The 26,775-nt window shown below is 61.3% G+C and carries 22 protein-coding genes; 9 read left to right on the forward strand and 13 right to left on the reverse strand.

Annotated elements, in window-relative coordinates; genetic code table 11:
* Nucleotides 1–41: 41 nt before the first annotated feature.
* The 4 genes from LRS06_RS15070 to LRS06_RS15085 form a co-directional block, all read right to left on the reverse strand.
* Nucleotides 42–3,410, reverse strand: coding sequence for a T9SS type A sorting domain-containing protein (locus tag LRS06_RS15070; RefSeq protein WP_257872222.1), 3,369 nt, complete (start codon nucleotides 3,408–3,410; stop codon nucleotides 42–44).
* Between the two features lie 108 nt (nucleotides 3,411–3,518).
* Nucleotides 3,519–4,187: a LuxR family transcriptional regulator gene (locus LRS06_RS15075; protein WP_257872223.1), complete on the reverse strand. Its 669-nt coding sequence runs from the start codon at nucleotides 4,185–4,187 to the stop codon at nucleotides 3,519–3,521.
* A 315-nt stretch (nucleotides 4,188–4,502) separates the two neighbouring features.
* Nucleotides 4,503–4,964, reverse strand: a complete 462-nt coding sequence (locus tag LRS06_RS15080; protein ID WP_257872224.1) for a hypothetical protein — start codon at nucleotides 4,962–4,964, stop codon at nucleotides 4,503–4,505.
* A 181-nt stretch (nucleotides 4,965–5,145) separates the two neighbouring features.
* The gene (locus LRS06_RS15085; protein ID WP_257872225.1) at nucleotides 5,146–6,357 is read right to left on the reverse strand and encodes an acetate/propionate family kinase; all 1,212 of its coding nucleotides are present in this window, start codon (nucleotides 6,355–6,357) and stop codon (nucleotides 5,146–5,148) included.
* Between the two features lie 122 nt (nucleotides 6,358–6,479).
* Between LRS06_RS15085 and LRS06_RS15090 the strand changes: the two genes are divergently transcribed.
* Both LRS06_RS15090 and LRS06_RS15095 read left to right on the forward strand, forming a co-directional pair.
* Nucleotides 6,480–7,193 (forward strand): hypothetical protein, encoded by a 714-nt coding sequence (locus tag LRS06_RS15090; protein WP_257872226.1) that lies wholly within the window; start codon nucleotides 6,480–6,482, stop codon nucleotides 7,191–7,193.
* 154 nt (nucleotides 7,194–7,347) lie between these two features.
* Nucleotides 7,348–7,923, forward strand: a complete 576-nt coding sequence (locus tag LRS06_RS15095) for a hypothetical protein (RefSeq protein ID WP_257872227.1) — start codon at nucleotides 7,348–7,350, stop codon at nucleotides 7,921–7,923.
* Between the two features lie 151 nt (nucleotides 7,924–8,074).
* On the opposite strand, the gene pta is transcribed toward LRS06_RS15095, so the two are convergent.
* Nucleotides 8,075–10,168 carry a phosphate acetyltransferase gene (gene pta / locus LRS06_RS15100; RefSeq protein WP_257872228.1) on the reverse strand — a complete coding sequence of 698 codons (2,094 nt, stop codon included), beginning with the start codon at nucleotides 10,166–10,168 and terminating at the stop codon, nucleotides 8,075–8,077.
* Nucleotides 10,169–10,363: 195 nt separating this feature from the next.
* Between pta and LRS06_RS15105 the strand changes: the two genes are divergently transcribed.
* Complete coding sequence (locus LRS06_RS15105) at nucleotides 10,364–10,693, forward strand: hypothetical protein (RefSeq protein WP_257872229.1); 330 nt, start codon at nucleotides 10,364–10,366, stop codon at nucleotides 10,691–10,693.
* Between the two features lie 238 nt (nucleotides 10,694–10,931).
* Here the strand turns inward: LRS06_RS15105 and ggt are convergent, their stop codons facing one another.
* Entirely contained in the window at nucleotides 10,932–12,668 is a 1,737-nt protein-coding gene (gene ggt, locus LRS06_RS15110) for a gamma-glutamyltransferase (RefSeq protein ID WP_257872230.1), read from the reverse strand.
* 305 nt (nucleotides 12,669–12,973) lie between these two features.
* Between ggt and LRS06_RS15115 the strand changes: the two genes are divergently transcribed.
* Nucleotides 12,974–15,016, forward strand: coding sequence for an alpha-amylase family glycosyl hydrolase (locus LRS06_RS15115; protein WP_257872231.1), 2,043 nt, complete (start codon nucleotides 12,974–12,976; stop codon nucleotides 15,014–15,016).
* Nucleotides 15,017–15,180: 164 nt separating this feature from the next.
* On the opposite strand, the gene LRS06_RS15120 is transcribed toward LRS06_RS15115, so the two are convergent.
* The 4 genes from LRS06_RS15120 to LRS06_RS15135 form a co-directional block, all read right to left on the reverse strand.
* Nucleotides 15,181–15,723: a transposase gene (locus tag LRS06_RS15120; protein ID WP_257872232.1), complete on the reverse strand. Its 543-nt coding sequence runs from the start codon at nucleotides 15,721–15,723 to the stop codon at nucleotides 15,181–15,183.
* 174 nt (nucleotides 15,724–15,897) lie between these two features.
* Nucleotides 15,898–16,122 (reverse strand): YdeI/OmpD-associated family protein, encoded by a 225-nt coding sequence (locus LRS06_RS15125; RefSeq protein ID WP_257872233.1) that lies wholly within the window; start codon nucleotides 16,120–16,122, stop codon nucleotides 15,898–15,900.
* Between the two features lie 16 nt (nucleotides 16,123–16,138).
* Nucleotides 16,139–16,363, reverse strand: a complete 225-nt coding sequence (locus tag LRS06_RS15130) for a DUF1905 domain-containing protein (RefSeq protein WP_257872234.1) — start codon at nucleotides 16,361–16,363, stop codon at nucleotides 16,139–16,141.
* A 16-nt stretch (nucleotides 16,364–16,379) separates the two neighbouring features.
* Nucleotides 16,380–17,348 (reverse strand): glycosyltransferase, encoded by a 969-nt coding sequence (locus LRS06_RS15135; RefSeq protein WP_257872235.1) that lies wholly within the window; start codon nucleotides 17,346–17,348, stop codon nucleotides 16,380–16,382.
* A 183-nt stretch (nucleotides 17,349–17,531) separates the two neighbouring features.
* Here LRS06_RS15135 and LRS06_RS15140 point away from each other — a divergent pair, with 183 nt between their 5' ends.
* Both LRS06_RS15140 and LRS06_RS15145 read left to right on the forward strand, forming a co-directional pair.
* Nucleotides 17,532–19,958 carry a glycoside hydrolase family 31 protein gene (locus tag LRS06_RS15140; RefSeq protein ID WP_257872236.1) on the forward strand — a complete coding sequence of 809 codons (2,427 nt, stop codon included), beginning with the start codon at nucleotides 17,532–17,534 and terminating at the stop codon, nucleotides 19,956–19,958.
* 360 nt (nucleotides 19,959–20,318) lie between these two features.
* Entirely contained in the window at nucleotides 20,319–20,792 is a 474-nt protein-coding gene (locus LRS06_RS15145) for a hypothetical protein (RefSeq protein WP_257872237.1), read from the forward strand.
* Between the two features lie 25 nt (nucleotides 20,793–20,817).
* Here the strand turns inward: LRS06_RS15145 and LRS06_RS15150 are convergent, their stop codons facing one another.
* From LRS06_RS15150 to LRS06_RS15160, 3 genes are all read right to left on the reverse strand, one after another.
* Entirely contained in the window at nucleotides 20,818–21,993 is a 1,176-nt protein-coding gene (locus LRS06_RS15150; RefSeq protein ID WP_257872238.1) for a triacylglycerol lipase, read from the reverse strand.
* 91 nt (nucleotides 21,994–22,084) lie between these two features.
* Nucleotides 22,085–22,948: a rhomboid family intramembrane serine protease gene (locus LRS06_RS15155; protein ID WP_257872239.1), complete on the reverse strand. Its 864-nt coding sequence runs from the start codon at nucleotides 22,946–22,948 to the stop codon at nucleotides 22,085–22,087.
* Nucleotides 22,949–22,988: 40 nt separating this feature from the next.
* Nucleotides 22,989–24,041, reverse strand: coding sequence for a hypothetical protein (locus LRS06_RS15160; RefSeq protein WP_257872240.1), 1,053 nt, complete (start codon nucleotides 24,039–24,041; stop codon nucleotides 22,989–22,991).
* Between the two features lie 129 nt (nucleotides 24,042–24,170).
* Between LRS06_RS15160 and LRS06_RS15165 the strand changes: the two genes are divergently transcribed.
* From LRS06_RS15165 to LRS06_RS15175, 3 genes are all read left to right on the forward strand, one after another.
* Nucleotides 24,171–24,443 (forward strand): hypothetical protein, encoded by a 273-nt coding sequence (locus tag LRS06_RS15165; protein WP_257872241.1) that lies wholly within the window; start codon nucleotides 24,171–24,173, stop codon nucleotides 24,441–24,443.
* 34 nt (nucleotides 24,444–24,477) lie between these two features.
* Complete coding sequence (locus LRS06_RS25440; protein WP_308239913.1) at nucleotides 24,478–24,753, forward strand: hypothetical protein; 276 nt, start codon at nucleotides 24,478–24,480, stop codon at nucleotides 24,751–24,753.
* Between the two features lie 174 nt (nucleotides 24,754–24,927).
* Nucleotides 24,928–26,691: a glycoside hydrolase family 10 protein gene (locus LRS06_RS15175; protein ID WP_257872242.1), complete on the forward strand. Its 1,764-nt coding sequence runs from the start codon at nucleotides 24,928–24,930 to the stop codon at nucleotides 26,689–26,691.
* Nucleotides 26,692–26,775 lie beyond the last annotated feature (84 nt).

Here is a 26,775-nt window from a genome sequence, read left to right on the forward strand (position 1 = left end):
AGCGCAAAGTCGCCGCCCGGCCCGGTGCCACGCTGACAAAACTATTCTACCACCAGGCGGCGGGTGGCCTGCTCGGTGCCGGCCTGCACCTGCAACTGGTACACGCCCGCAGAAAGCCCCTGCAGGAGAACCGTAGCGGCACCTCCGCCGGCAGGCATGGTGGTTGTGCGCACTACGCGCCCCAGGGCATCATGCAGCATGAGGGTAGCCGCTTTGCTGCCGGCTGGCAGCAGCACGGTCGTTTGCGTACGGGCCGGGTTGGGGTACACGGCCAGCGCGTTGGCGAGGGCTCCGCCCCGGGTAGCCAGCGGGCTGCTAGAACTCAGGTTCAGCCAGAAGCGGCCGTTCAGAGTCTGGGCTTTATCGGCCTGGAAGCTGTAGGAGGCATTGGCCGCCTGCAGGTCCGTGCGCCGGTTGGTGGTGGCGTCTTCCAGGTAAATGGTTGTGCCCGCCGGCAGGTTGGCCAGTTGCGGGGCGCGCACCAGGTAAGTGCCCGCGGCCGGCACCTGGAGCAGCAGCGGAATGCGCACGTTATCCGTCAGGGCCGGCAAACCTTGAATAGCCAGCTCTTCACCCGCCTGGGTTAGCGCCGCCAGGTTCAGGCCCGAGGTGTTGCGGAGCTTGGCCGCGTCGAAGCCGGCATCCAGGCCAGCGGTAGCGCCGGCTTCCGCATACAGGTACAGGGCATCCTGGCTGGTGCTCTGCTCGGTGCCCAGGGTCAGCTTCACGAGGGGGCGGGTATCGTCGGAGCCGCGACGCACGGGTGCCTGGGTGGCGTAGCTGGTTACGCGCTGGGTATTGCGGAAGGTGAGCGAGCCGCTGGTCTGGCCCTTGGTCACGCGCACGAAGAAGCCCTGGCCCAAGCCAATCAGCGGGTTGCCGCCCACGCCATTGGCGTACGTGCGGTACTCGCCACCGTAGCGGCTGGTGCTTTCAAACACGTACATGGCGGCGTCCAGGTTGGGACGGTCGGCGGCGGCTACCTTGCTCCAGTCCAGGGGCGAAGGGTAGGGGTTGCCGACCAGGTGCCAGCCGGCATCATCGGCGGTAGGGCCAGCGTTGCGGGCCAGCGCCAGCGTCCTGGTGCCGTTGTTGGGCGTGCCGCCGAATTTCAGCGTCTGGTTTGCCGGCGTGTTCACCGAGAAGCCCCGGCCCACGGGCAGTGCTTCTTCCAAAGAAGCCGGCGAAACCCAGCCTTTGCTGAAGGCTGCCAGGTCGTTGGTGGCCGAGGCCAGCCGCGACTGGTCGTAGCCGAAAACGGTGGGGAAGGGCGTTACTTTGCCCGGCGTAGGAGAGGCGTTGTATTCCTCGTTTACCTTAGGTGTGGTGCCGCCACTACCAAAATCAGCCACCGTGGCGTCGCTGATGGGCGCACTCAGGTGGCGGTAGCCCAGGCCGGCGTTCTGGCTGGGGTCAATGTAGCGCTGCACGGTAACCGTGCTGCCGTCGATTACGCCCCCGTTATTCACAAGCAAAGCAGTGCCCGTGGCGTCGCTGAGCAGGGTCAGGCGGTTTTCGCGCAGCTCCAGGGTGCCCGAGTTCAGGCGCAGCTCCCGGCGAACAGAAACCGGCCGGCTGAGAATGACTTTGGCGCCGGAGCTGATGATGAGGCTGCGTACGGTAGACGGCAGCCCGGTACCGGTAAAGGTGCTCACGCTGGCTGCGTCAGCAAACTCATAGATGGCATCCGATGAGAAATTACGCGTAGCTGTTTGGATAACCCCTCTGGCGCCGCTGGTATAAATACCATCGAAATAAATTTCCAGGGTGCCGCCAGCCTCAAGCTCAAAGCTGCCCGGCCCGCGTACGGCATACTCTTCTCTGAGGGTGCTAATGAGGCGGCCACCATTGCGCACAACAAACGACTCCTCTACGTTTACAAGGTCATCGGCTGTGCCATTGCCGCCCGTGATGGTAATAGTGCGGTAGGTGCCGTTGACAATAGAGCGGTTACCACTGCTGATAACCAAGTCCCGGATGATAGTGTAGGTCTGGCTGTTGCTGGTGCCACCTACCGTGGTAATGGTAACGGGCCCCGATACGGCGCCCATTGGCACCTGCACGTTGCTGATGGTGGTGCCATCGGCATTCGTAGTGAAGGGGCCGGCTACGGTGTTGTTGCTGGTGCCGCTGAAGGTAATCAGCGTGGCTCCCTTGAGGTTGGTGCCCGTCAGGCTGATGCGGCCCAGCAAGGGGCCGGAGTTGCCCGAGCTGAAAAAGGTGAAAGTAGGCTCGGGGGTGGCCGTAACCGTGAAAACTCCGGGGCTAAAACCCGTTAGGCCGCCGTTGTTTACGCCCACTGGGCCGGTGGTAGCGCCGGCCGGCACCGTCGCCGTAATCTTGGTAGAGGAGTTAACTACCCGGGAGGCTACTACGGCATCGCCAAAGGTCACGAACGAGCCCGCTGTGAAGTTTTCGCCCGTGATGACGACCGTCTCGCCAATGGGCCCTTCTTCGGGCGAAAGCGAATACACCACTGGGTCGCCTACTACCGTGAAATTGCTGCTGCTGGTGACGGTGCCGTTGGGGGTAGTCACCGTAATTGGGCCGCTGGAGGTACCCTCAGGTACGGAAGTAAAAATCTCTCCATCACTAATAACGTTGAAGAAATTCGCGTCTACACCGTTGAACTGCACGGCCGTAGCGTCAGTGAAACCCTCGCCAAACAGGGTGACGTCGCTGTACGCCGGGCCGCTTTCAGGGGAGAAGTAGCTGATGGAAGACTTCGTGGCTACGCCCGTTACGGTAAATTCGTTGGGGCTAAACCCCGTGAAGCCGCCCGTATTCACGCCCACGTAGCCCGTGGTAGCGCCATTGGGTACCGTCGCCGTAATCTTGTTAGAGGAGTTGACTACGCTAGAGGCTAGCACGTCATCCCCGGTCCAGGGAGTCCCGAAAGTCACGCGGGACCCCTCAGTAAAGTTTTCCCCCGTGATGACAACCGTCGTGCCCACTGGCCCTTCCTCGGGCGAAAGAGAATACACCACTGGGTCGCCTACTACCTTGAAGCTGCTGCTGGTGGCCGTACCGTTTGAAGTGGTTACCGTAATCGGGCCGCTGTTGGCACCCTCAGGTACGACAGCGGAAATCTCTCCATCACTAACAACTTCGAAGGCCGCGTCTACACCGCCGAACTGCACGGCCGTAGCGTCAGTAAACCCCTCGCCAAACAGGGCGACGTAGCTGTACGCCGGGCCGCTTTCAGGGGAGAAGTAGCTGATGTAAGGCTCCGCAGCCATGGGCGTTATGGCCACGCCCAAAGAGGGGCCAGTGTGGGCCGAATGCTCTACTGTGCTAGAGAGGCGCAGCTCTGCCTGAGCAGCTGGCGCTACGCTTACTACGGCAATGGCCAGTAGCCCCACCCGGATTCGGGAAAGGAGCTGCTGGCATGCATGCGTAAAAGTGTGCATAGATGTAAAAAAGAGAGGTGAAAAAGACTGTCAAAGGTCTTAAGGCCGCCTGTGGCTTACAATACCCGGATGTAGGTAATTTTGCTTAGTCGGAGAGCCTAGGTTGCTTTAGATCAGGTCGAAGGCCCGGGCGTACTGGCCCAGCTTGAACACCGTATTGGCACCCAGCTTCTGGCGCACGTTGCGGCGGTGCGTGGCGGCCGTCTGCTCCGAAATACACAGCTCCTCGGCTATTTCGGGGGCGCTTTTACCCAGGGCCAGCAGGCGCAGCACGCTCCGCTCCCGCTTGGAGAGGGTAGCGTAGAGGGCATTGTGCTGGCGCAAAAACTGGTTTTCCTCAATCAGGCGCTGCACTTTCGTGGCGAAGTGGTTTTCGGGATGCAGTGGCACGGCCAGACCCATCACCAGCAGCGGGTTGCCCTGGTCGTTTACCAGCAGCCGGCGCATGGAGGTGAGGTAGTAGCTCCAGCCTTCCCGCTCCGTAGTGCGCACCTCCTGGTAAAAGGTATGCACCTCGGGTACGTTGTTTTCATACATAAGCTGAAACACGCGGGCCATGTACTCATCCGACTCTACGGCGTTGAAGTAGGTAGGGGAGAAGCTTGGCCCCAATGCCATCAGCTCGTCCAGGGTAGCGCCCAGCAGCTGCAGGCCCCATTTGGAAAGATAGCGCACCGTTTGGGTGGGCACATGGTGGATAATTACCACAGCGGGGTACTCATCGGCGGTGGCGGCTATTTTCGCTATTTTCTGTTCAATGAGTTCATCATCAGTCATGTAAACTAAAGGGAAACGGTGGGAGATAAATTAGACAGAAGCAGGAAGCCAATATTATAAACTTGCATTAATCAAAAAAAGAGAATGATATTATTTCTTCATCGTATCTGCATTAAGCTCATCTGTAGGTCTTGCAATAGGATTGTGCCATCGATAGGGCGTGCAGGGGCCAAAGCAGAACAGCGAATTATAATTGCCTAAAGGCATGAAGCTTTGCTTAGCGCCAGGGTAACAGTAACCTGTGGGATTAATCTACAGCAAATGGTACGGGCATAGGGCAGAGCTGACATATCGGGCCGGGAGAAGGCATCAAGCCTACTCGTTGCCAAAATCACGCAGCCGCTTCTTGCTCAGCTCGTAGCTGATGATGGCCGGCACGTAGAAGGTTACGTCGGCCAGAAGCTTGGCCAGCAGAATGCCACCCGTGCGGCTGCCCAGCCAGCGCGGCAGCCACAGCATGAGAGCGGGCCGGATCAGGAAGCTGTCCAGCAGCTCGGCTGCGCCAAACTCTACGGCCAGGGCGCGCACGTTGCGCCCGAAGCTGCGCCAGGAGTAGGGGCGGGCCTGGGCATGCAGCTGGCGCCGGGCCAGCACCATATCCTGCGCCAGCAGCCAGCCGAAATACGCCACGTTGCCGGCCCAGGTGCCCGCCAGCGCCGCCCGCAGCTCCTGCCCCGGGTCCAGATGCCAGCTCAGGCTTGCCCCCGCCAGCGTAGCCACCACCGAGAGTAGTTCGGCGGGCAAGTAGCGGCGCAACCATTCGCGGAGTTTATGCACGTGGTATTTGGGCTAGTAGACTAGGTACAAGACAGACCGTCATGCTGAGCGGAGTCGAAGCATCTCTACCGCTTCGTTGCAACGGTAATACAACGAAGCGGTAGAGATGCTTCGACTCCGCTCAGCATGACAGCCACTAACTTTCGCTCCCATTTCAAACAGGTAAGCGCCTGGCATTTCGCTACTCTGCCAGCAGCGCCGCGCACTGGCGGGCAATTTCCAGCTCTTCGTTGGTGGGCACCACCAGAATCTTCGCCCGCGAGGTCGGGAGGTTGATTTCCCGCAGGCCGGGAACGCGCTGCTGGTTGGCTGCCTCATCCAGTTCCAGCCCGAAGAAGGCCATATCCTGGCAAGCGAGGCGGCGCACCAGCGCGTCGTTTTCGCCCACGCCCGCCGTGAAGACTACCGCATCCAGCCCGCCGAGCACGGCCACGTAGGCCCCAATGTACTGGCGGATACGGTAGGCGTAAAGATCATAGGCCAACTGGGCGCGGGCGTCGCCAGCGGTCAGGGCGGCCCCAATGTCACGCATGTCGCTGCGGCCGGTGAGGCCCAGCATCCCGCTTTCCTTGTTCAGCAGCGTGCTTACCTGTTCCGGTGAGTAGCCCAGCGGCCCCAGCAAATGCAGCAGCACGGAAGGGTCCAGGTCGCCGGAGCGGGTGCCCATTACCAGGCCGGCCAGGGGGCCAAAGCCCATGCTGGTATCCAACGATTTGCCGGCGCGCACGGCCGCCACGCTGCAGCCGTTGCCCAGGTGCACCGTAATCAGGCGGGCATCAGGCTGGCCCAGGTAGGCCGCCGCTTGCGCCGCCACGTATTGGTGGCTGGTACCGTGGAAACCGTATTTGCGGATGCGCTGCTCGGTGTAAAGTGCCTCGGGCAGGGCATAGCGGAAGGCGTATTCGGGCAGCGTCTGGTGAAAGGCCGTATCGAACACCGCCACTTGGCGGGCCTGTGGGAACAGCTGCTCCGCCACCTCAATGCCTAGCAGGTTGGCGGGGTTGTGCAGTGGGGCCAGCGCAAACAGCCGCCGGATTTCGACCTTCACCGCCTCGGTAATGAGCGTGGTGACCGCAAATGCCTCCCCGCCGTGCACCACCCGGTGGCCCACCACGGCAATATCGGCCGGGTCCTGAATAACGCCACCCGGCGCGGCCGTGAGCAGGCGCACCACCTCCCGCAGGCCGGCGGCGTGGTTGGGTAGGGGAAGGGTGAGGCGCTGCTCGGTGGCTGGCGTATCCGGGGCATCCACCGCGAATACTTTGTGCGTGATGGTGGCCTGCTCCGCACCGATGCGCTCTACCAGCCCGCTGCATACGGGCCGCTCAATGGGCCAGCAAAACAGTTGGTACTTGATAGAAGAGCTGCCGGAGTTGATGACGAAGATGTGCATGGGAATGAGGAGGCTAACTTAAATTTCGAGGCCAGCTGTATAGTAATGTAGGTTGATTATCGAAGTAACCATATAAGCATGTTGCCTATCATCTATGGTTGACCAACTGCCAGAGTACTATCTTGTCCGGAGAAGAAGCGCATACGATGGCAAAACTATCTAAACCGAAGCACTGCGGACAAAACTGGCTGGAAATGACACCTGCGGTGGGCGGCCGCCTGTGCGAACCTTGTGGTAAGGTCGTTACTGATTTTACCAAAATGACCTGGGCGGAGATTGAGGAGGTTCAGTGGCAACACAACTACGCAGCGTGTGGTATGTACTCCGCTAAACAAATAGCCAATTGGGACAAGCAGGAGGCCGCTTCACCCAAAACCGGTGTCTTGGTTGCTGCCACTGTATCACTTGCTCTAGTAGCTGGAACTGCAGCACGGGCTCAAACAGCAGACCCAGTTACAAGTCAAGCACCAATCATTCTATACGGGCAGATTCAAACAGTACAGAAAAAGGAGGTCGTTGCTGTCTCTTTCAGCGTCATAGGAATCAAAAACGCAAATCAAGGCGTTTTGAGCAATGAGGCTGGCAACTATCGGCTGGAAGTGCCCGCCTCTGCTATGGCAAATCCTGCGATTGTAACGGTTCAGGCTTTGGGGTATGCTCCGGTTGAAGTGGATATCTCGCAGCATCGGGAGGCTGAGAATAGATTGAACATCGTCTTACATAAGCTGCCGGTTGAGCTATCTGGTTTCTCAATTCCCGAGCCCACGCTCCGCCAACGACTGGGGCTGGACCGTTGGCAGCGCAAACGCGAGCAGAAGACGAGGCCTGCAGAATAAACACCGTCTAATTAGCAAAGTCGCCCAATCTTGCTGCATAACGACCTGGGTAGGGCGCGAGTAGCGTCAATCGTGACAAGGGTAGCTATATTGGTGCTACTTTGCGCAAGGTTTTAAGTTAAACCAGAACAGATATTAATAACAGGGTAAAAACATGAGACGTTTAATATTGACAGTTTTGATGGTATTATCATTCAAAGCTTTATATGCGCAAACCCTGACAAGAAACTATGTTGATGGCTGGGTATTAGCTACCTTTCCAGGTGCACAGATCAACGACAAAATATTTTATATTTTAAATGGACGCCCTATACCCATAGACTCGTTAAATACTCAACTTTTGAAACACAAGATTCAAGATGTAACGGCTATCGATTACATTGACAGAGTAACAGTTAAGAATGCTATTCTATGTAATCCATCAGCATGTATTATTGTTGTTCAAACGAAAGGAAACCAATCAAGAAAGTTGATTGGTGCGTATTATGAAGAAGCAAAAGGAAGGTATCGTAAGCCAGAGTTGATAATTTCTTCTCACATCAATCCCAAAAACGGTGAGCCAGTTTTAATCATTAATGGAAAGCAAATCTTTCATAAAGATGCTTTCGATGCACTTCGTATTATCAAGTTAAAAACAATTATAGGTTTAAATATTATTGATCGTCCTGTGGCAGAAAGTATCTATGGTGAAAATGCAGTTAATGGTCTTATAATTGTAACTACGAAATAGAAATAGTTCGTTGCTAACGTGTTGGTCTGCGGTTGCAGCGTTATGATGATCATAACAGCAGCAAACCTTGCTTATGATCTTTCAGCGAAGCGGTAGAGATGCTTCGGCTTCGCTCAGCATGACAGCCTGAATGGCTTCCTGTTTACTACCATCACCCCAATTGGCTCTGAATAGCTGTAATCACGACGGTGTTAAACACGTCGTCCACGGTGCAGCCGCGGCTGAGGTCGTTGACGGGTTTGTTGAGGCCTTGTAGCACCGGGCCGATGGCCAGGGCGCCGGTTTCGCGCTGCACGGCTTTGTAAGTGTTGTTGCCCGTGTTCAGGTCGGGGAAGATGAGCACGCTGGCCTGGCCGGCCACTTCGGAGCCGGGTAGCTTCTGGCGACCCACCAGCGGGTCCACGGCGGCATCGTACTGGATAGGGCCTTCCACTTTCAGGTCGGGGCGGCGCTGGCGCACCAGCTCGGTGGCCTGGCGCACCTTCTCCACGTCGGCCCCGGCGCCCGAGGTGCCGGAGGAGTAGGAGAGCATGGCAATGCGCGGCTCAATGCCGAAGGCCAGGCTGCTCTCGGCCGAGGAAATGGCAATTTCGGCCAGCTGCTCGGCGGTGGGGTTGGGGTTCACGGCGCAGTCGCCGAACACCGCCACCCGGTCGGGCAAACACATAAAGAACACCGACGACACTACCGATACACCCGGCTTGGTTTTGATGAACTGCAGGGCCGGCCGGATGGTGTGCTGGGTAGTGTGCACTGCCCCCGACACCATGCCGTCGGCGTGGCCCTTGTACACCATCATCGAGCCGAAGTACGATACGTCGCGCAGCAGGTCGCGGGCCATGTCGTGATTCACGCCCTTGTCTTTGCGCAGCTGGTAGAAGGTTTCCACGTAGTCGGCGTAGTACTCGGAGTTCACCGGGTCGATGACGCGCACGTGCCCGGCGGGCAACTGCACACCCAAGCGCTTGGCCGAGGCGGCCACATCGGCCGGGTTGCCCAGAATGGTGAGGTCCACCACGTCCTGGTGCAGGAGCAGGGCGGCGGCCCGCAGTATCCGGTCATCGTTGCCCTCGGGCAGCACAATGTGGCGTCGCTGGCGGCGGGCCCACTGCAGCAGCCGGTACTGGAACATGTGGGGCGTGATGCCCTCGGGCTGGAAGCTGATGAGCTTTTCCTCCAGCGTGTGCACCTCCACGTGGCGCGCAAACGTGCTGATGGCCAGCTGAATCTTCTTGGGATTGTCGGGGGTGATGCGCGACTTGATGGCGCCCACGCGGGTGGCGGTTTCGAAGGTGCCGGTGGGCATGGTGAGGATGGGCACCACGTTGGGCAGGCCTTCGAGCAGGCGCATAATGGGCTCGTCGGGCTCGGCCCCGGCCGTGAGCACAATGCCCGCCACGCGCGGGTAGCTGGCCGACTGGTTGGCCTGCAACGCGCACACAATGATGTCGCCGCGGTCGGCGGGCGTCACAATCAGCACGTTCTCCTTGAGGTAGTTCAGAAAATTGGGCACCTGCATGGCCCCAATCACATAGTTATCGACCTGGTTGCCCAGCCCGGCTTCCCCGAACAGCAGCTTGCTGCCCAGCCCGGCGTGAATTTCGCGCATGGTGGGGTGGCGCAGCTGCGGGTCTTCAGGAATCACGGCCAGCAGCACGTCTTCGGGCAGCTGGCCGCGCAGCAGGGCCTGCACGTCGGCGGCCTGCTCGGCGGCCACGCGGTTGGCTACGGCCAGCAGCACCGGCACCTCGCGGGCCTCGAAGGCGCGCAGCAGCGTGAGCACCGAGCTAACCACCTGCGCCGTGCTCTTGCCCTCGCCCGACACCACCAGGATAACCGGTACGCCCAGGTTTTTGGCAATGGACACGTTGGCGTCGAATTCAATGGCGGTGCCCGGCCCGAGGAAGTCGCTGCCTTCTACCACCGTAAAGTCGTAGGCGTCTTCCCACTGCTTGAACTTGTGAATCACCGCGTCAATCAGCTCGCCCTGGGCGTCGGCTTCCAGTAGCCCTAGCGCCTCGGGGCGCGTGTAGGCATAGGTATCGGCGTAAGTGAGGGGCAGCTTGAAGTACTGGGTGATGGTGTCGATGTGCGGGTCGGGGTGTACGGCTGGGTCGTAGTCGATGATGGGCTTGAAGTAGCCCACCTTGCGGGCCTGGCCCAGCAGCATGTTTACCAAACCCAGGGCCACGAGGGATTTGCCGCTGTACGGCTCGGCGGTAGCAATGAAAACGGCTTTCGTCATGCGGGGTCTAACGTAGGGAAAGGGGCCGGTGTTGGCCAAGGCGAACTGCACCATTCGGCTTGATTAGGGAGCGTAGGCGTGAAGGGGCAAGATAGCACCCCGCCGAAAAGCCTGCGCCCGGCGCAACGGCCCGCCCCGCCCCGGCGTAAAGAAGAAAAACACTTCCCACGTACGCATTCTGCCTTCTCCCGCCTTATGGACCACGGAACCAACCACGCCGCCCGCCTCGAAGCTGCCAACCACGCGCTGGGCAATAGCATCAACCACGGCCACCTCAGCGGCTCCGAAATCATGGAAGCCCTGGATGCCTGGCAGCACACCAGCTCGGGTGGCCTCAACACCAACGTAGAAAACCTGCGCAGCCAGCTCCAGAACGGTGACAAGTTGGCCGCTGCCCACACCCTGCAGCAGCTGGGCGAAGAAGCCTCACAATCTGCCCTCAACCTGCACGACGGCCTCGGTGACCAACTCCGCCACCTCGGCCAGCTGCTGGTAACCGCCGCCGGCAACATGAAGATGTCGTAAAGGGATTCAGGCTTAAAACCCCACTGCCATCCTGAACACTCTGCTTCCCAAGCAGAGACGGAGCACAGTGAAGAGCCTTGCTTTACCTTGCACGAAAGTCTAAAAAATGCTCAAAGCCCTTTTCCAGCGCATGGAAAAGGGCTTTGAGCATTTTACAAGCTTTGGCTATTTATCAGAGGCAGGTCCTTCGTCGCCGCTTAATGCGCGGAATGCTCAGGATGACAGAAGGAACAACCCATCAATACCCCTGTGCCGAGTCGTCGCCGCGTGGGTCGGCGCCGCCTTCCAACTGGCCGTTGGGCAGCACCCGGATGATATCTACCCGGCCCCAGGCGGCGCGCGGGTTCAGCCGATAGCCGCGGGCACGGAGGGTGTCCTGGGCAGTAGGTAGTAGGGCGCCAACTTCCACGTCAATCTGGTCGGGGAGCCACTGGTGATGCAGGCGTGGGGCGGCCACGGCCTGCTGAGCGTTCATGTCGTAGTCGAGTACGTGCAGGATGCTTTGCAGCACCGAGGTGATGATGGTGCTGCCGCCGGGCGTGCCCGTGACCAGCGTGAGCTTGCCGTTTTTGGTGAGGATGGTCGGCGTCATGGAAGACAGCATGCGCTTGCCGGGCTGAATAGCGTTGGCCGTGCCGCCTACCAGCCCGTAGGCGTTGGGCGTGCCTGGCTTGCTGCTGAAGTCGTCCATTTCGTTGTTCAGCAGAAAGCCCGCGCCGGCCACTACCACTTTGCTGCCGTAGGCCCCGTTTAGGGTAGTTGTGCAGCTTACGGCGTTGCCCTGGGCATCCACAATGCTGTAGTGTGTGGTCTGGTCCGACTCATATCCCGGCAACCCCGCACCAGCTGCCACCTGGGAGCTGGGCGTGGCGCGATAGGGCAGGGTAGAGGCCATGCGCTGCTTGTTGTAGCTTTTTTCAAGCAGCTGGGCCACGGGCACCCGGCCGAAGTCCGGGTCGCCGAGGTAGGTGGCGCGGTCGGCGTACACGCGGCGTTGGGCCTCGGTTATCCAGTGCGTGGCCTGGGGCGAGTGCCAGCCGGCCGCTTTCAGGTTGTAGGGCTCCAGCATCTGCAGCATCTGGAGCAGCGCCACGCCGCCGGAGCTGGGCGGCGGAAACGTCAGCACCTCGTGGCCCCGGTACTGCCCGTGCAGGGGTGTACGCCACTTGGGTTGGTAGTTCTGCAGATCCTTTTTGGTGATGAGGCCCCGGCCGTGCTGCATTTCGGCCACAAGTAGTTCAGCCGTCTGGCCGTCGTAGAAACCGGCGCGGCCCTGGTCGCGGATGCGGCCCAGGGTGGCGGCCAGCTCCGGGTACACGATTCGCTCTCCGGTCTGCCACTCGCCCTGTGCTTTCACATAGGCCGGGTGGTGGGCGGCGTTCAAGTGCCGGAAAGCCTTGGCTTGGGCATTGAGGCCGGCGGCTTCTTTCGAGGTCAGGACCAGACCTTGCGCGGCCAGATCCACGGCCGGTTGCACCACGTCCCGCCACGGCAACTTGCCCTGCTTCCGATGAAGTTCGACCATGCCCGCCACGGTGCCCGGCACACCCACGGCCAGATGGCCCAGGGTGCTGCGGTCCGGCACCACGTTACTCTGCGCATCAAGGTACATGTCGCGGGTGGCCGCTGCCGGGGCGGTTTCGCGGAAATCGAGGGCGCCTTCCTGCCCGTCGGCGGCGCGGTAAAGCAGGAAACCGCCGCCTCCAATGTTGCCGGCGGCCGGCAGTGCCACCGCCAGGGCAAACTGCACGGCTACGGCCGCGTCGTAGGCATTGCCGCCCCTGCGCAGTACCTCCGTCCCAATGCGCGAGGCCTCCGGGTGCGCCGACACCACCATGGCCTGCCGGGTAACTACCGGAGTGGCCGTCGGCACCGGCGCGGCCAGCGTAACGGTGGGAGCGGAGGTAGTAGTAGGCAGTGCGGTGGTGCAGGCCAGCAGCGCCGCCAGCAGCAGGGGCAGAACGTGTCGTTTCATCAAGGACGAAGGTACATTCCCGACCGGGAACCTGCAGCAAGCAAACAGCGGCTATATGGGGCTATATGATGCAGGGGCGGGGCTTGCCACCGCCCAGCCGCCTGTGTTGCCGGAACGAGTCTTTGCAGCGAAGGGCGGGTACAAGCCCCACGCCGACGGTGTTACCTTATGGTGTGTTACAAATCATTTCATAACACACCATAAGGTAACACGGCCAGCTGGGCACCGCCCCAGACCTGGTTAGCTGAACAATTTCGGCTATAATTCCCCGGGGCTCGTAGCTTTGGGCTAAACCCCGAACCGCTATGCAGCCCGACTCCACCGCCGCTTCCGCAACGCCTCACCTGACGCTGGTAGAAAACGACCCCTGGCTGGCGCCCTACGAGCCTGTGCTCCGGGCCCGACAGGAACGGCTGCAGGCCCGCCTCGCCGAAATTACCCAGCAGTACGGTTCCCTCAGCAAGTTTGCCACTGCTCATCAGCGCCTGGGTCTCAACTACGATGCGCGCCGCCGCGGCCACTGGTACCGCGAGTGGGCACCGGCCGCCGAGGCGCTGTCGTTGGTGGGCGACTTCAACCAGTGGAACCGGGAGGCCACGCCCCTGCAGCGCGCCGCCGATGGGGTGTGGGAAGCTTTCCTAGCGGACAAGGACTACGCCGACCGCCTCACCCACGGCAGCCGCTACAAAGTGCACGTGCGCACCAGCCAGGGCGGTAAAGACCGCCTGCCTGCCACCCTGCGCCGCGCCGTGCAGGACGAGGAAACCAAGGACTTTGCTGCCCAGGTGTGGCGCGCCGAGCCCTTTGCCTGGACCGACCAGAAGTTCCGTATTGCTAATGTGGTGCGGGAGCCGTTCATCTACGAGTGCCACGTGGGCATGGCTACCGAGGAAGGCCGCCTGGGTTCCTACCGCGAGTTTGCCGACCACATTATGCCGCGGGTGCAGGCCCTGGGCTACAACTGCCTGCAGCTGATGGCCGTGATGGAGCACCCCTACTATGGCTCCTTCGGCTACCACGTGGCCAACTTCTTTGCCGCGTCTTCCCGCTTCGGTACGCCCGAGGACCTGAAATACCTTATCAACGAAGCCCACAACCGGGGTTTGGCCGTGCTACTCGACGTGGTACACTCCCACGCGGTGAAAAACGAGGCCGAAGGGCTGGCTGACTTCGACGGCTCGGGTGGGCAGTACTTCCATGAGGGCGCCCGCGGCAACCACCCTGGCTGGGACTCCAAGCTGTTCGACTACGGCCGGCCCGAGGTGCAGCAGTTTCTGCTCAGCAACCTGCGCTACTGGCTGGAGGAGTTTCACTTCGACGGCTTCCGGTTTGATGGCGTGACCAGCATGCTCTACCAGCACCACGGCGAGGGGGTGGCCTTCGGGCACTACGACCAGTACTTCGGGCCGGAAGCCGATGACGACGCCATTCTGTATTTGCAGCTGGCCGCCACGCTGGTGCGCGACATCAAGCGCAGCGCCCTGCTGATAGCCGAGGACATGAGCGGTCTGCCGGGCCTGTGCCGCCCGCTAGCTGAGGGCGGCGTGGGCTTCGATTACCGCCTGGGCATGGGCATCCCCGACTATTGGATCAAGCTGCTCAAGCACACCCGCGACGAGGACTGGAACCTGCGCGACCTGTGGTGGGTACTTACCAACCGCCGCGCCGGCGAGAAAACCGTGGCCTACGCCGAAAGCCACGACCAGGCGCTGGTAGGCGACAAGACGCTGGCCCACTGGCTGATTGACGCGGCCATCTATACCCATATGCACAAGGACGACCCCGACCCGGTAGTAGCCCGGGGCGTGGCTTTGCATAAGCTCATCCGCCTGATCACGCTGGCCTTGGGTGGGGAGGCTTACCTCAACTTTATCGGCAACGAGTTTGGCCACCCCGAGTGGGTAGATTTTCCCCGGGAGGGCAACAACTGGAGCCACCACTACGCCCGTCGCCAGTGGAGCCTGGCCGACAACCCCGACCTGAAGTTCCAGTACCTGCAGGCCTTCGACAAAGCCATGGTGACCACGGCCCGCACCCAGCGCCTGCTGGCCGCCGGCCCGGCCCAAGAGCTGAACATCGACGCCACCAACCAGGTCATGATTTTCGAGCGGGGCGGGCTGGTGTTCGTGTTCAGCTTCCACGTGGACCGCAGCGTGCCCGACTACCGCTTCTTCGTGCCCCAGGCCGGCCGTTACCGCATCATCCTCAACTCCGACGATGCCCGGTTCGGCGGCTTCCAGCGCATAGACGACTCTCTGCTGTATGAAACCTTCCAGGAAGACGGCGTTAGCAAGCTCAGTCTTTATGTGACCAACCGCACGGCTCTGGTGCTGCAGCGGGTAGGGTAGCATACTAAACGGACAATCCGAATGAAACGCCTTGGCGGCAGACTTAGCCAGCAAAGCTGGCGCGTCTGCCCGCCGACGGATAGAATCCAGTCTCCTGACTGGCGGCCGCGCCAGCGGCCATAAGGCTCAGCGCCGCCAGAGAAAAACTGCCCGTTATCCTACTTCTACAGCAGTGTAACGGGCAGTATCGTTTCCAGACCCGCGTACTGACTGGCGCTACTGTACAAATAATCCTCCGCCCGGTAGCAGATGCCGGCCCGCACCGGATTTTGGTGGGTGTAGTGCAGCCGCTGCTGCACCATAGTCGGCGTACGCAGCTCAACTCCGTGACTATGCTGCTGCCATACCTGTACCTGTTCATTGTTGCGGTTTTCCTGTCCGTGCTGCCGAAAAATCCATTCCAGCCAGCTTCGACGGCTTTCCTGCTGGTTAAGGTGCAGGGCCTGAAACACCTGACGGGAAGTGTATTTCTTGAAGTCCCGCACGATATCGGACAGCAGCTGCCCCTCCGCCGCTCGAGCAATTAGGTGCAGGTGGTTGGTCATCAGGCAGAAGGCAAACAGCTCCATTCCCTTCTTCTCCTGGCAATAGCGCAGGCTGTCAACAACAATGTCTTTGTATACCGGCCGGGTGAAAATATCCACCCACTGCACTACCGTGAAGGTGAGAAAGTACAGGCCTTCCTGATTTTTAATGGAATACGCCATGCGCTAAATACTTAGGGGATAATCCCGGAAAGTACCCGGCGCATGGCATATTGTCAAGGTTGTTCTGGCGGCGCTGAGCCTTATGGCCGCTGGCGCGGCCGCCAGTCAGGAGACTGGATTCTATCCGTCGGCGGGCAGACGCGCCAGCTTTGCTGGCTAAGTCTGCCGCCAAGGCTAGGGCTTGCGACCGGCAGCTATGCGCTCCACGGCATCGTCGATGCGGCGCAGGCGGGTTTCGTACTTCTTGGAGCGCTCAATGCCCTGCACAAACTCCTTGCGGTGAGTAAAGGAAAGCTCGTCGAAGCGCTGGCGCAGGCCGGCCCGGGAAAGGGCAGCAGCCAAGTCGTCGGGTACGGTGACGATACGCTCCTCGGTGTCGCGGGACAGGGTAATGTGCACCGTGTGGGCCCAGGTTTTATTGATGGCGTTGCGGATCTGCTTTTGAATCAGCAGGGCATGATTGCCGTCGCCGAGGGGGGGTGAGGCTGCCGCGGTAAGGAAAGCCGTCGATGGTAGCGTGAATGGGCAGCAGGCCGCGCACGCCGTAGGTGTCGGGCACGCTGAAGGGCATGCGGGCAAACACGCCGCCGCTTTCCGCATCCAGTTCCAGCTCGGCGTCGAAGGTGTGTTCAGGAGTCATACAAATCAAAAAGAAATCAGGCAGAAGCGGCCAGCTCCGTGAGGGTGTCGCGCACGGTACGGGCAACCTCGGCGGCATCAGTGTGAGCCGGCTGTACGCGCATGCGGCGCAGCGGGATGCCGTACAGCTGGCGTACGCGGTGGCAAAGGTCCTCAGAAGAAGTCAGAATGACATCGGCACGGCGCAAAGCCAGCCGTTCCAGGGCCTGGGCCCAGCCCCGGTCGTCGGCGGTGGGGCGGTCCTGAGCCAGGGAATCTACCCGCAACACCAGTGGGCAGCCCGTGCGCTGCCGGATTTCCAGCGCCGCCAGCCACGTGGGCCAGTCGCCGGCATAAATCACCTCAAACGGCTTGCTCAGCGCCAGCGGCGTGGCAAACCGCGCGTACTGAATCACCCGAAAGTTCAGGTCGCCGGGAACGTCGGACGGGTTGCGGAGCACGGCCAGGGCTTCGTCGGGGGTGGCCCGCTCGGCCGCACCGGGCAGCCAGCTACCCGGTGTAGCCGTTGCCGGCGCGGCTTCCGTTTCGGGAGTTGCTTCGACCTCGACCTGCATGCTCAGGTTGTTTTCGGGCTGGCTCAGGTCGGCTGCTTCGTCGGTGGCTGGTTCCCCGCCTTCGGCCTCAAATGCATCGGCCACCAGCAGAGCGGGCTGCACCGTGGCGGTAGGGGCGGCAGATACCGTGCCGGCTGCCGCAGGAGCCGCAGCTTCGCTGGCCCCGATGTAGGGCGAGGCGGGCGCCTGCCAGGCGCCGCGCTGGGGTGCCGAGGCGCGGGCGGCATCCACGGCGGCCTGCAGCTCCGGCATTGAGAGGTTGCCCAGGCCCGTTACCTCAGCCGAAGCAGGAAAATCGGCCGCGTCCGCCGGCAGGGCGGGCAGCAGCACGGTAGCGGTATCGGGGGCCAGGGCCTGCGTGAGGGCCAGTGAGGTAAGGGCGGGCGTTTCCGCGTTCTGCGGCTCGTCCCAGCCAAGCAATAGTACCTTCATAGTCGGAGCAGCAAGCTAAACAGGAAGCCAAATAAACTCCGTAATCGTGGAGCATCCTAGGCAAGTTTGCGCTTTAGCGGGCGAATAGTGGAGAAAAATCCTGTTAATCGTTTTTACCTTGCACGGTAAACCCTGCTCGTCCGGCCTGGCCGGACTTTTTTTCAGCTGCCCTACTTCTTCTTCATGGCCGACAATATTCAGGACAACAATTACATGATCAACGATCTGGCGGCGCGAAAGCAGGAGCTTTTCCCCGGCCGGGTTGTAAGTTGTCAGACCACCGATACGGGCTTTTTGTTTCAGTGCGACAACGGGGTGCAGCTGGCCCTGTACGTGGTAACCGACAAGATTCTGCGCTTCCGCTACGCCGCCGACGGGCGCTTCACCGAGGACTTCAGCTACGCTATTCCGGCTGAGCAGGCCCGTCGCGAAATCGAGTTTCTGGAATTCAAGGAAAAGCCCGACCACTTCCGCATCACCACCGAGCGGCTGATCTGCACCATCAGCAAGGAAAACGCCGGGGTGCGCATTCTGGACCGCTCGGGCACGCTGCTTTCCGCCGACGAAAAGGGCTTCCATTGGGAGTACGAGTACGAAACCGGCAACGACATCGTGAAGATGAGCAAGCAGGTGCAGAGCGGCGTGCACTACTACGGTCTCGGCGACAAGCCCGACAACATGAACCTGCGCGGTAAGCGCTACTGCAACTGGGGCACCGACACGTACGGTTACGTGAAAGGCTCCGACCCGCTCTACAAGAATATCCCGTTTTACCTGGAGCTGCACCAGAAAATTGCCCACGGCATCTTTTTCGACAACTCCTTTAAGTCGTTTTTCGACTTCGCGGCCGAGCGCGCCGACGTGACCAGCTTCTGGGCCATGGGCGGCGAAATGAACTACTACTTCATTTACGGCCCCACGCTGCTCGAAGTCACCCAGGAATACACGCGCCTTACGGGCACGCCCGAGCTGCCCCCGCTCTGGGCCCTGGGCTACCACCAGTGCAAGTGGAGCTACTTCCCCGAGAGTAACGTGAAGCAGATTGCCCAGGGCTTCCGCGACCGGCAGATTCCCTGCGACGCCATCTACCTCGATATCGACTACATGGACGGGTTCCGGTGCTTTACCTGGAGCCCCCAGCACTTCCCAGAGCCCCAGCGCATGGTGCGGGAGCTGTCCGAGGATGGTTTCAAGACCATTGTCATCATCGACCCCGGCATCAAGATTGACCCCAACTACCCGGTGTACACCGAGGCGCTGGAAAAGGACTACTTCTGCCGCCGCGGCGACGGGCCGCTGATGAAAGGCTCCGTGTGGCCCGGCCTCTGCAACTTCCCCGACTTCACCCGCCCCGACGTGCGCGAGTGGTGGGCCGGCCTCTTCAAGGGCCTGATTCAGGAAACCGGGGTGAAGGGCGTGTGGAACGACATGAACGAGCCCGCCGTGTTCGAGAAAGGCACCTTCCCCGACGACGTGCGCTTCGACTACGACGGCCAGCCCGGCACCCACAAGAAGGCCCACAACATCTATGGCATGCAGATGGCCCGCGCCACCAACGACGGCGTGAAGCGCTTTGCCTACCCCAACCGGCCCTTCACCATCACGCGCAGCACCTACGCCGGCGGGCAGCGCTACTCTTCCGGCTGGACCGGCGACAACATTGCCTCCTGGGAACACCTCTGGCTGGCCAACATCCAGTGCCAGCGCCTGAGCATTTCGGGTTTCTCCTTCGTGGGGTCCGACATTGGCGGCTTCATCGACACGCCCGACGGGGAGCTGTACGTGCGCTGGGTGGCGCTGGGGGCTTTCCACCCGTTCTTCCGCACCCACTCCTCCGGCGACCATGGCGACCAGGAACCCTGGTCATTCGGGGAGCAGTACATGGAGCTGGCCAAGTCGTTTATCGAGCTGCGCTACCGCCTGCTGCCTTACATGTACACCACCTTCTGGCAATACGTGACGGAGGGCACGCCCATGTTGCGCCCCCTGGCCTTCCTCGACCAGAATGACACCGATACCTACCTGCGCATGGCCGAGTTTGCCCTCGGCGACCATCTGCTGGTGTGCCCCATCACCCAGGCCGGGGCCGACGGCCGCTGGATGTATCTGCCCCGTGGCGAGTGGTTCTACTACTGGACCGACGAGCCCAAAACCGGGGGCGCCGAAGTGTGGGCCAGCGCCGGCCTCGACCGGATTCCGCTGTTCGTGCGCGCCGGCGCCGTAGTGCCCATGTACCCGCTGATGCAGTACGTGGGCCAGCACACCGTGGAGCAGCTTACCCTGCACGTGTACTACACCGAAGGCGAAGCCCTGAGCGTGCTCTACGACGACGGTGGCGAAGGCTACGGCTACGAGCAGGGCCAGCGCACCACGCGCCGGTTCCGCGTTGTTGGCTCCGACAAAAGCCTGACGGTGCGCCAGGAAATCGAGGGCGACTATCAGCCCACCTATCAAACCTACCAGATAATACTCCACGGCGTGCCCTTCGCCATTGATACCCTTGCGGTAGACGGACAGGCTGCCGAAGCAACGCCGGTAACTACCGAAACCGGCCTGACGCTGCTGAGCGTGGTGGTTCCGGCGGGGTTTGGGGAAGTGGCAATTCAATAGTTAATCTGAAGCCATTTGATTTACATCACAGGGCCCATCCTGTAGCCAGGCGCTGTGGTATCGAGCCGGAAATAATGGGGCGCTGCCAAGCAAGGCCAGTAGGCTGTACTTGGCAACGCCCCATTAAAGCTCTAACTTGGCTCTCATTGAATGAGGTTCATTATATAATAAAATCTTAATATGAGGTGTTCTTTACTGAGCGTACTGGCTCTGGGCTGGGCCGGGGTTGCCCAGGCGCAAGCACCTGACTCTGCCGCTGTCACTGCCACCGGGCGTTGGTATGTAGGCGCTGGGGCAGGCTTTCATCAGTATTACACTCTTAATCGGCCCTACAACCGGCTAAAACCGGCTTATGTACAGGTGGGTTACGCCATCAAGCCCCAGCTAGCCATTCAGGCTGAAATTCAGTACGGCCGTCGGCTTGAAGAAGACCGCCGGAGTGGGGTTGTGGAAGGAGAGCTGTATGACTTCTATTACAAAGAGGACACCAGAAGCATGGCCGTAACGGTGCTGGCGCGTTTTAGCCGCAGCCGCCCCCAGCGGCATCTGCAATTCGACTGGTTGCTGGGGGTGGCCGTCGTGCGTGGTACTTTACGGGAAACATCTACCCGTACTTCCGCTACGCATTCAGACACCTACACCTATGTGCCCATTGTTAATATGGAGCCGCACCTGATGGGTGGTATCAGTTTACGATACCTGCTAAACCCGCAGTTGGCAGTTGCAACCGAGTTCATGGTTAGCAAAAACCTGCACATCGCACCCACTAATATCTGGGGACTAGCACCGGGCGGTGGGGCTTCGCTGGGAGTCATATATAAGTTAGGCGGGTAGCTTCCTGGCTTGCTAAGCCGGTGGCTTATATATTTTCCCGCAGGTACTGATACACGTCTTCATTAGCCAGCAGGGTGCCGTGGTGCTGCTGGGCAAAGGTGCGCGTGCTCACGTAGATGTCGAGGGGCAGGGCGGGGTCGCCGAAGACGGTGCCGCGGGCACTGCCGGTACCCACCAGTCCGTCGCCGAAGTAGTCGGCCAGAGCCGAGCCCACGGATTTCAGCACCGAAGCTACCAGCACGTGGTAGTGTACGCCGGGCAGGGGCGGCACCACCGTGCGCGGGGGCAGCAGGTCGTCGGCGTGGGGGCTGAGCCAGTCCTCGTCTACCAGCCGGGCGTGGCGCAAATCCTTGATGCCGTTGCTGCGCTTGTCGAGTAGCCCGCTGATAAAGCGCGTGGGCCGCAGGTTGATTTTGCGCAGTACTGTGGACGTGAGGTGGCTGTTCTGCTCCAGAAATGACCCTTCATTCGGCACCCCAAGTAGAAACACAGACTTCAGCCGCCGGGGCCAGTTACTCATTGTCAGTTGCGAGTTGTCAGTTGTCAGTTCCTGGTTTTCGGTTGCTGGTTGGCTTTCCTCATTTGAGCCGGAGCTACCTGCTTCCTCATGCTTCGTTGACAACGACGCGTAGTGCCCCGCCGAGCGAATGACCAGCCCGCCCATGCTGTGGCCTACCAGCACCAGCTCCTCGGTGGCCTCGGGGTATGTAGCCACCAGCCCCTCGAGCAAGTGATGTAGGGCCCGGCCATTCTCGGAAATGTGCAGGCCCGTGTTGTAGCGCACGTAAAGGCAATGCACCGGCACCTCCTGCTGCAGGCGCGGACCGTAGCGCACGGCCGGCTCGGGGCCGGTTTGCCAGATGTACTCGTCGCCCATGAGGCCGTGCAGAAATACCACAGTTTTGCGGCGCTCGGCTGCAAGGCGCAGCTGACTCACGGATACGTCGCCGTCGTGGCGGCGGAAGCTCAGGCGGATAGCGCGCGGGTCGTGGCGGGAAGCCAGCTGGTCGCCGAAAGCGCCGTTGAGCACCGGCAGGGTGAAGTGCCTGTTTTCCTGGCCCGTGCGGTAGAGGTAGCCCAGCCCGTCGAAGGGCAGGCGGGCGGCCCGGCTCACGGCCTGCGCGGCCCGACGCAGGCGCGAGGGGCGTTTATCGGGCTGCGAAGCGTCGTCGTTGGTGGGCGGAAAGGGCGCGTCAGCCATACGGGTGCAGGAAAAAGCGTGAAAAAAGCCTGCCAGCGTAGCCGGCGCAGCCAGGGTAACTTACGGAAAGAACGGTGACTGGCCTATAGCCTTACTCTGCCGGCAACGTATCAGATTTAGGGCTGCCCGAAACGGCCGCCAGCACGAAGCCCACGAAAATACCCGTCAGCAGCCCCCCGATGTGCGCGGCATTGTCGGTGTTAGGGCCTTCGAGGCCTCCCACCAGACTGCTGAGGGCAAAATACAGCAGCAGCCCGATAATGCCGCCCCGGTCTTCGCGGGTGACGGGCAAAGTGCGGGTGATAAGTAGGGCCAGCAGCAAGCCATACAGCCCGAAGATAGCGCCCGAGGCCCCCACCGAATTGATGCCGCGGCTATGCCACCACAAACTGGCCAGGCTGCCGCCCACGCCGCTCACCAGGTACGCCAGGAGCCAGCGTCCGGAGCCTACCTTGTCTTCGGCCAGCAAACCCAGCAGCAGCAGGGCGCCCATATTCAAAAGCAGATGAGCGGGGCCGGCGTGCAGAAACAGGCAGGAAACCAGGCGCCAGGGCTGGGCTGAAATCAACGGCGAAAAGTTGGAGCCCCAGGCCACCAGCTCCGCCGGGTGCGGTTCCCACACGTGTACGCCGCTGGCCGCCATCAGCCCGAACACCGCCAGGTTACTTAACAGCAGAAGGGGCGTGATGAAATAACCCGACCGGGGCCGGAAGATGCCTCCCAGCAACTGCCGGAGCAGGCCCAGCCACGTTCCGGTAGGCTCCGGGGCCGGGGGTACTGGCGGCGGTCCGGCTTCGGGCAGTTCCTGCGGAATCAGGCCCCGCTGCTGTAGCTCGCGCACGGCCCCCTGGCCCAGCTCCGGAGGGTAGCGGTGGGCCTGCTGGGCCATGTACAGCAGCTCAGCGTCGGTTTTGCGGGCCAGTAACTCAGCAAGCGGCGTAAGATCGGGGGGCATATTCCGCAAACCGCGAGGGCGGCCGGAAGTTAAGGTAAGCTTATTGTTTCAGAAAGATAACCACGGCCCCATCGTGTGCTGTAGGGCCATACGCCCGCATAGCTGCTTCACGCCGGAATACGAGCACTGAGTCAATTTGCCCGGGCTCGAGCTGCTGCACGGGTAGGGGAGGCTCACCATTGGCGGGGTTGCTGGGCATCACTTTCCCGCGCAAAACGTACAGTGGATTATGGCTACGCTGCACCCGGGGCAGCTGCCGCAACACTCTCGTATCTGGGAGGCGTGAGTGGGCCAGGGGCTTAGGTGTGCCCAAAAGTTGGTGTCGTAAAAACAACGCGGAATCTACCTTAACCAGGTCATTCTCATCTATCACATCAATGCCCGCCTGATAGTGCCAGCTAAAGGCGTTTAAGGTAGCGGTGCGCCGGCTGGCAATGTGCTTCATCCGGCCAAGCTGAGCTGTCATGCCAGGTGTCAGCTTATGGTCATAGACCGCGGCTGCAGTCAACCGCTCCCAGGAGTCCTGCGCTATAGCAATTTGGCCCAGCAGCGTAGAGTCGTATTTGGCCAGCCGCACTTGCTCGATAAGATAGGCGGATTGGTGCTCGGCGGCCCAAAAGCGGCCAGCCAGCAGCAAATACTTGCGGGTGGCTGTGGTGTCCTGCCGGTCCGGGGCCGGTAACAGGTTTTTCAACTGCTGTACGCTGGCTTCGGTTTCGGCGGCAAAGCCAGGCATTTGGTGCGTTTCAACGGATACCAGCACCGGTGGACTGTGGTGAGCTGGGGCCTTAGGCGCTTCGCGGTGGCTAGCCCACCACAGGCCGCCGGCTATGACCACGGCACTCAGCCCGCCCAGAGCCAACCGGGGCCAGCTGGGCGTGGCATCGGGCTCGTCTTCCCAGGTCTTATCAATTTGTGCGGCCTCTTCAGCTGACAGTTGTGCCGTGGGCAGCTGACCGCGACGCTGCAGCTCGCGCCGGGCAGCATCTACCAGGCTCTGGTGGTACAAGGATGGATTACGGGCCAGGAACAGCAGTTCCTCCGTGGTTTTCTGGGCAATGAAATCGGCTCCCGATGTGGTAGGCGCTGACATGATAGGGCAGGCGTAAATACGAAAAAAGAATAGCTAAGCAAGATACACAAAAGCCGGGGCCGGCCAACCGTCCGGCCGCGTGGTCGTATAGCCCGGTAAAGTTCTGTTTCACTTCTGACTTTTCTAGTTATGGCCGATAATCAGCATTCCACCGGCCCGCTCGACTCGGAAACCGAGAACGAAGCGCGCGCCCGTAACTTTCAGCCCGAAGGCCGTCAGGCGCCCGGCAGCCACGATACTGGCCTGAACGCCGACGACAACTCCGGTAGCGGCGGCACCGCGGGCGGGAAGGCCATCAAAGGCAGCAACGTAAGCACCGACGCCGAAGGACCAATCGGCGGCGGTACGGCCAGCAGCGGCACTGGTGTGTCGGGCGGCGAAACCGGCCAGGTAAATCTTTAAGTACTTCTTTTCTTCCATTCCCACCCACCAGCCCATGAGCCAGCACCAGCAGCAACCCGACCAGGACCAGCAAGCCAGCGGTAACCCCGAAGCCACGCCCGGCACCCAAGCCAGCACCGGCGGTACCATTCCCGGCCCCGACCAGGACCAGAACGCCGAAGGCAACCCCGAAGCCGCCAGCACCCAGGAAAATATGGGCGACGGCTCCGGTATCCGCGGCAGCTACGGCGACGCCAGCCAGACCAACGGCCTCGAAGGCGGCCCCCAAGCCGAGCCTGATGACCTGACCCGCCGCGGCGTAGGCGACTAATCTTAGCTTACCGGCCGCTAGTTCGGCTAACCGAAAACACCCCGCTGTCAGGCTCATGCAAGAGTCCGGCAGCGGGGTGTTTTTGCGTGGTCTGGCCTGACGCCAAGAAAGAAACCCCGGCGGTTCCGGGACCGGCTGCGTAATTTCGGGGCTTGTTTCTCGTTTTTGGTGCTGATGTTTCGATTTTTTGCCGCGGTTCGGGTTGTTATTGTTGGTTGGATAGGGCTGCTGCTGGCCGCCTGTGGGGCTCCGGCCGTGGCCCAGGAATCCGTGCCGCCCAAGCGCGAGCTGCGCGGCATCTGGATTGCCACCGTGGAAAACATCGACTGGCCCAGTTCCCGCACCCTTACGCCCGAGCAGCAGCGCCGCGAGTACCGCCGCCTGCTCGATAAAGGCCAACAGGCGGGCATCAACGCGGTATTCGTGCAGGTGCGGCCGGCCTCCGATGCCTTTTATAAAAGTGACCTGGAGCCCTGGAGCAAGTGGCTGACCGGCCAGCAGGGCCGTGCCCCCGCCCCGGCCTACGACCCGCTGCCCTTCCTCATTGAGGAGGCCCACGCCCGGGGCATGGAGTTTCACGCCTGGTTTAACCCCTACCGTGCCTCACTGGACTCGCTCACGCGGCGCCTGGCCCCCAACCACCAGTTCAAGCAGCACCCCGAGTGGTTTATTCGCTACACTGGCAAGCTGCTCTATAACCCCGGCTTGCCCGAGGTGCGCGCCTACATCACCCAGGTGATTCTGGACGTGGTGCGCCGCTACGATGTGGACGGTATTCACTTCGACGACTACTTCTACCCGTATCCCGAGCCGGGCCAGAAGATTCACGACGAGGACGCCTACGCCCGCTACAACCCCCGGAACCTGGCCCTGGCCGACTGGCGCCGCCAGAACGTGAACCAGCTGATTGAGAGCCTGCACGACTCCATTCGGCACACCAAGCGCTGGGTGAAGTTCGGCATCTCGCCGTTTGGCGTGTGGATGAACAAGTCGGCCCACCCCGAGGGCTCCGACACCCGCGCCGGCCAGCCCAGCTACGCCAACCTCTACGCCGATACCCGCCTCTGGCTGCAGCAGGGCTGGATCGACTACGTGGTGCCCCAACTGTACTGGAGTTCCAACTTCAAGCTCGTGCCCTACGCCACCATCCTCGACTGGTGGGCCCGCAACCACTTCGACCGCCACCTCTACATCGGACACGGCATGTACCGCATGCTGGAGAATACCCGCGGCGACACCACCTGGCGCAACCCCCGCGAGCTGCCCCGCCAGATTCGCATGAACCGTGCCTACCCCACCGACGTGAGCGGCAGTCTGTTCTTCTCGGCCCGCTCCCTGCTGGCCAACCCCCTGCACACCACCGACTCGCTGCGGCTGAACCTGTTCCGCTACCCGGCCCTGGTACCAGCCATGCCGTGGATTGACGCTGTGCCCCCGCGCCCGGCCCAGAACCTGCTTATAACCCGCGCCGGTGGCCCCGTGAAGCTAAGCTGGCAGGCCGGCCCTGCCGCCACCGACGGCGACACGGCCCGCTACTTTGTGGTGTACCGCTTTGCCGAGGGCGAAACCCCCGGCCCCGACGACCCGCGCCGCATTGTAGCCCTGGTGCGCTACCGCCCCGGCCAGATTCAGCAGCTGCAGGACACCGCCGCCCAAGCCGGGCAGGAATACGCCTACTACATCACGGCCGTAGACCGGCTGCACAACGAGAGCCGGCCCTCCCGCGTGACCACGCTCAGCCCCCAGCCCGAGCCCATGGTAGCCCAGGAGCCGCCCACCGTGACGCCGCCTATTCCCGAAACCCTGCCCCAGAAGCCAGCTGCCACCGCGGCTCGCCCCACCCGCCCCTTGCCGGGCAACCAGGCCGGCACCACCAAGGTGAAGGTGAAAGTAAAGCCGAAAAAGCGGGGCTTCTTTGGGCGGCTTTTCGGAAAGTAAGCGGGCTGAAAGCTGGAAATAGCACAGTTTATCTAGCTTTAGTGCGGCCCGGGTAGCAAGTGCTGCCCGCCCGGCTGTGCGCTT

Source organism: Hymenobacter sp. J193, assembly GCF_024700075.1.
Lineage (GTDB): Bacteria > Bacteroidota > Bacteroidia > Cytophagales > Hymenobacteraceae > Hymenobacter.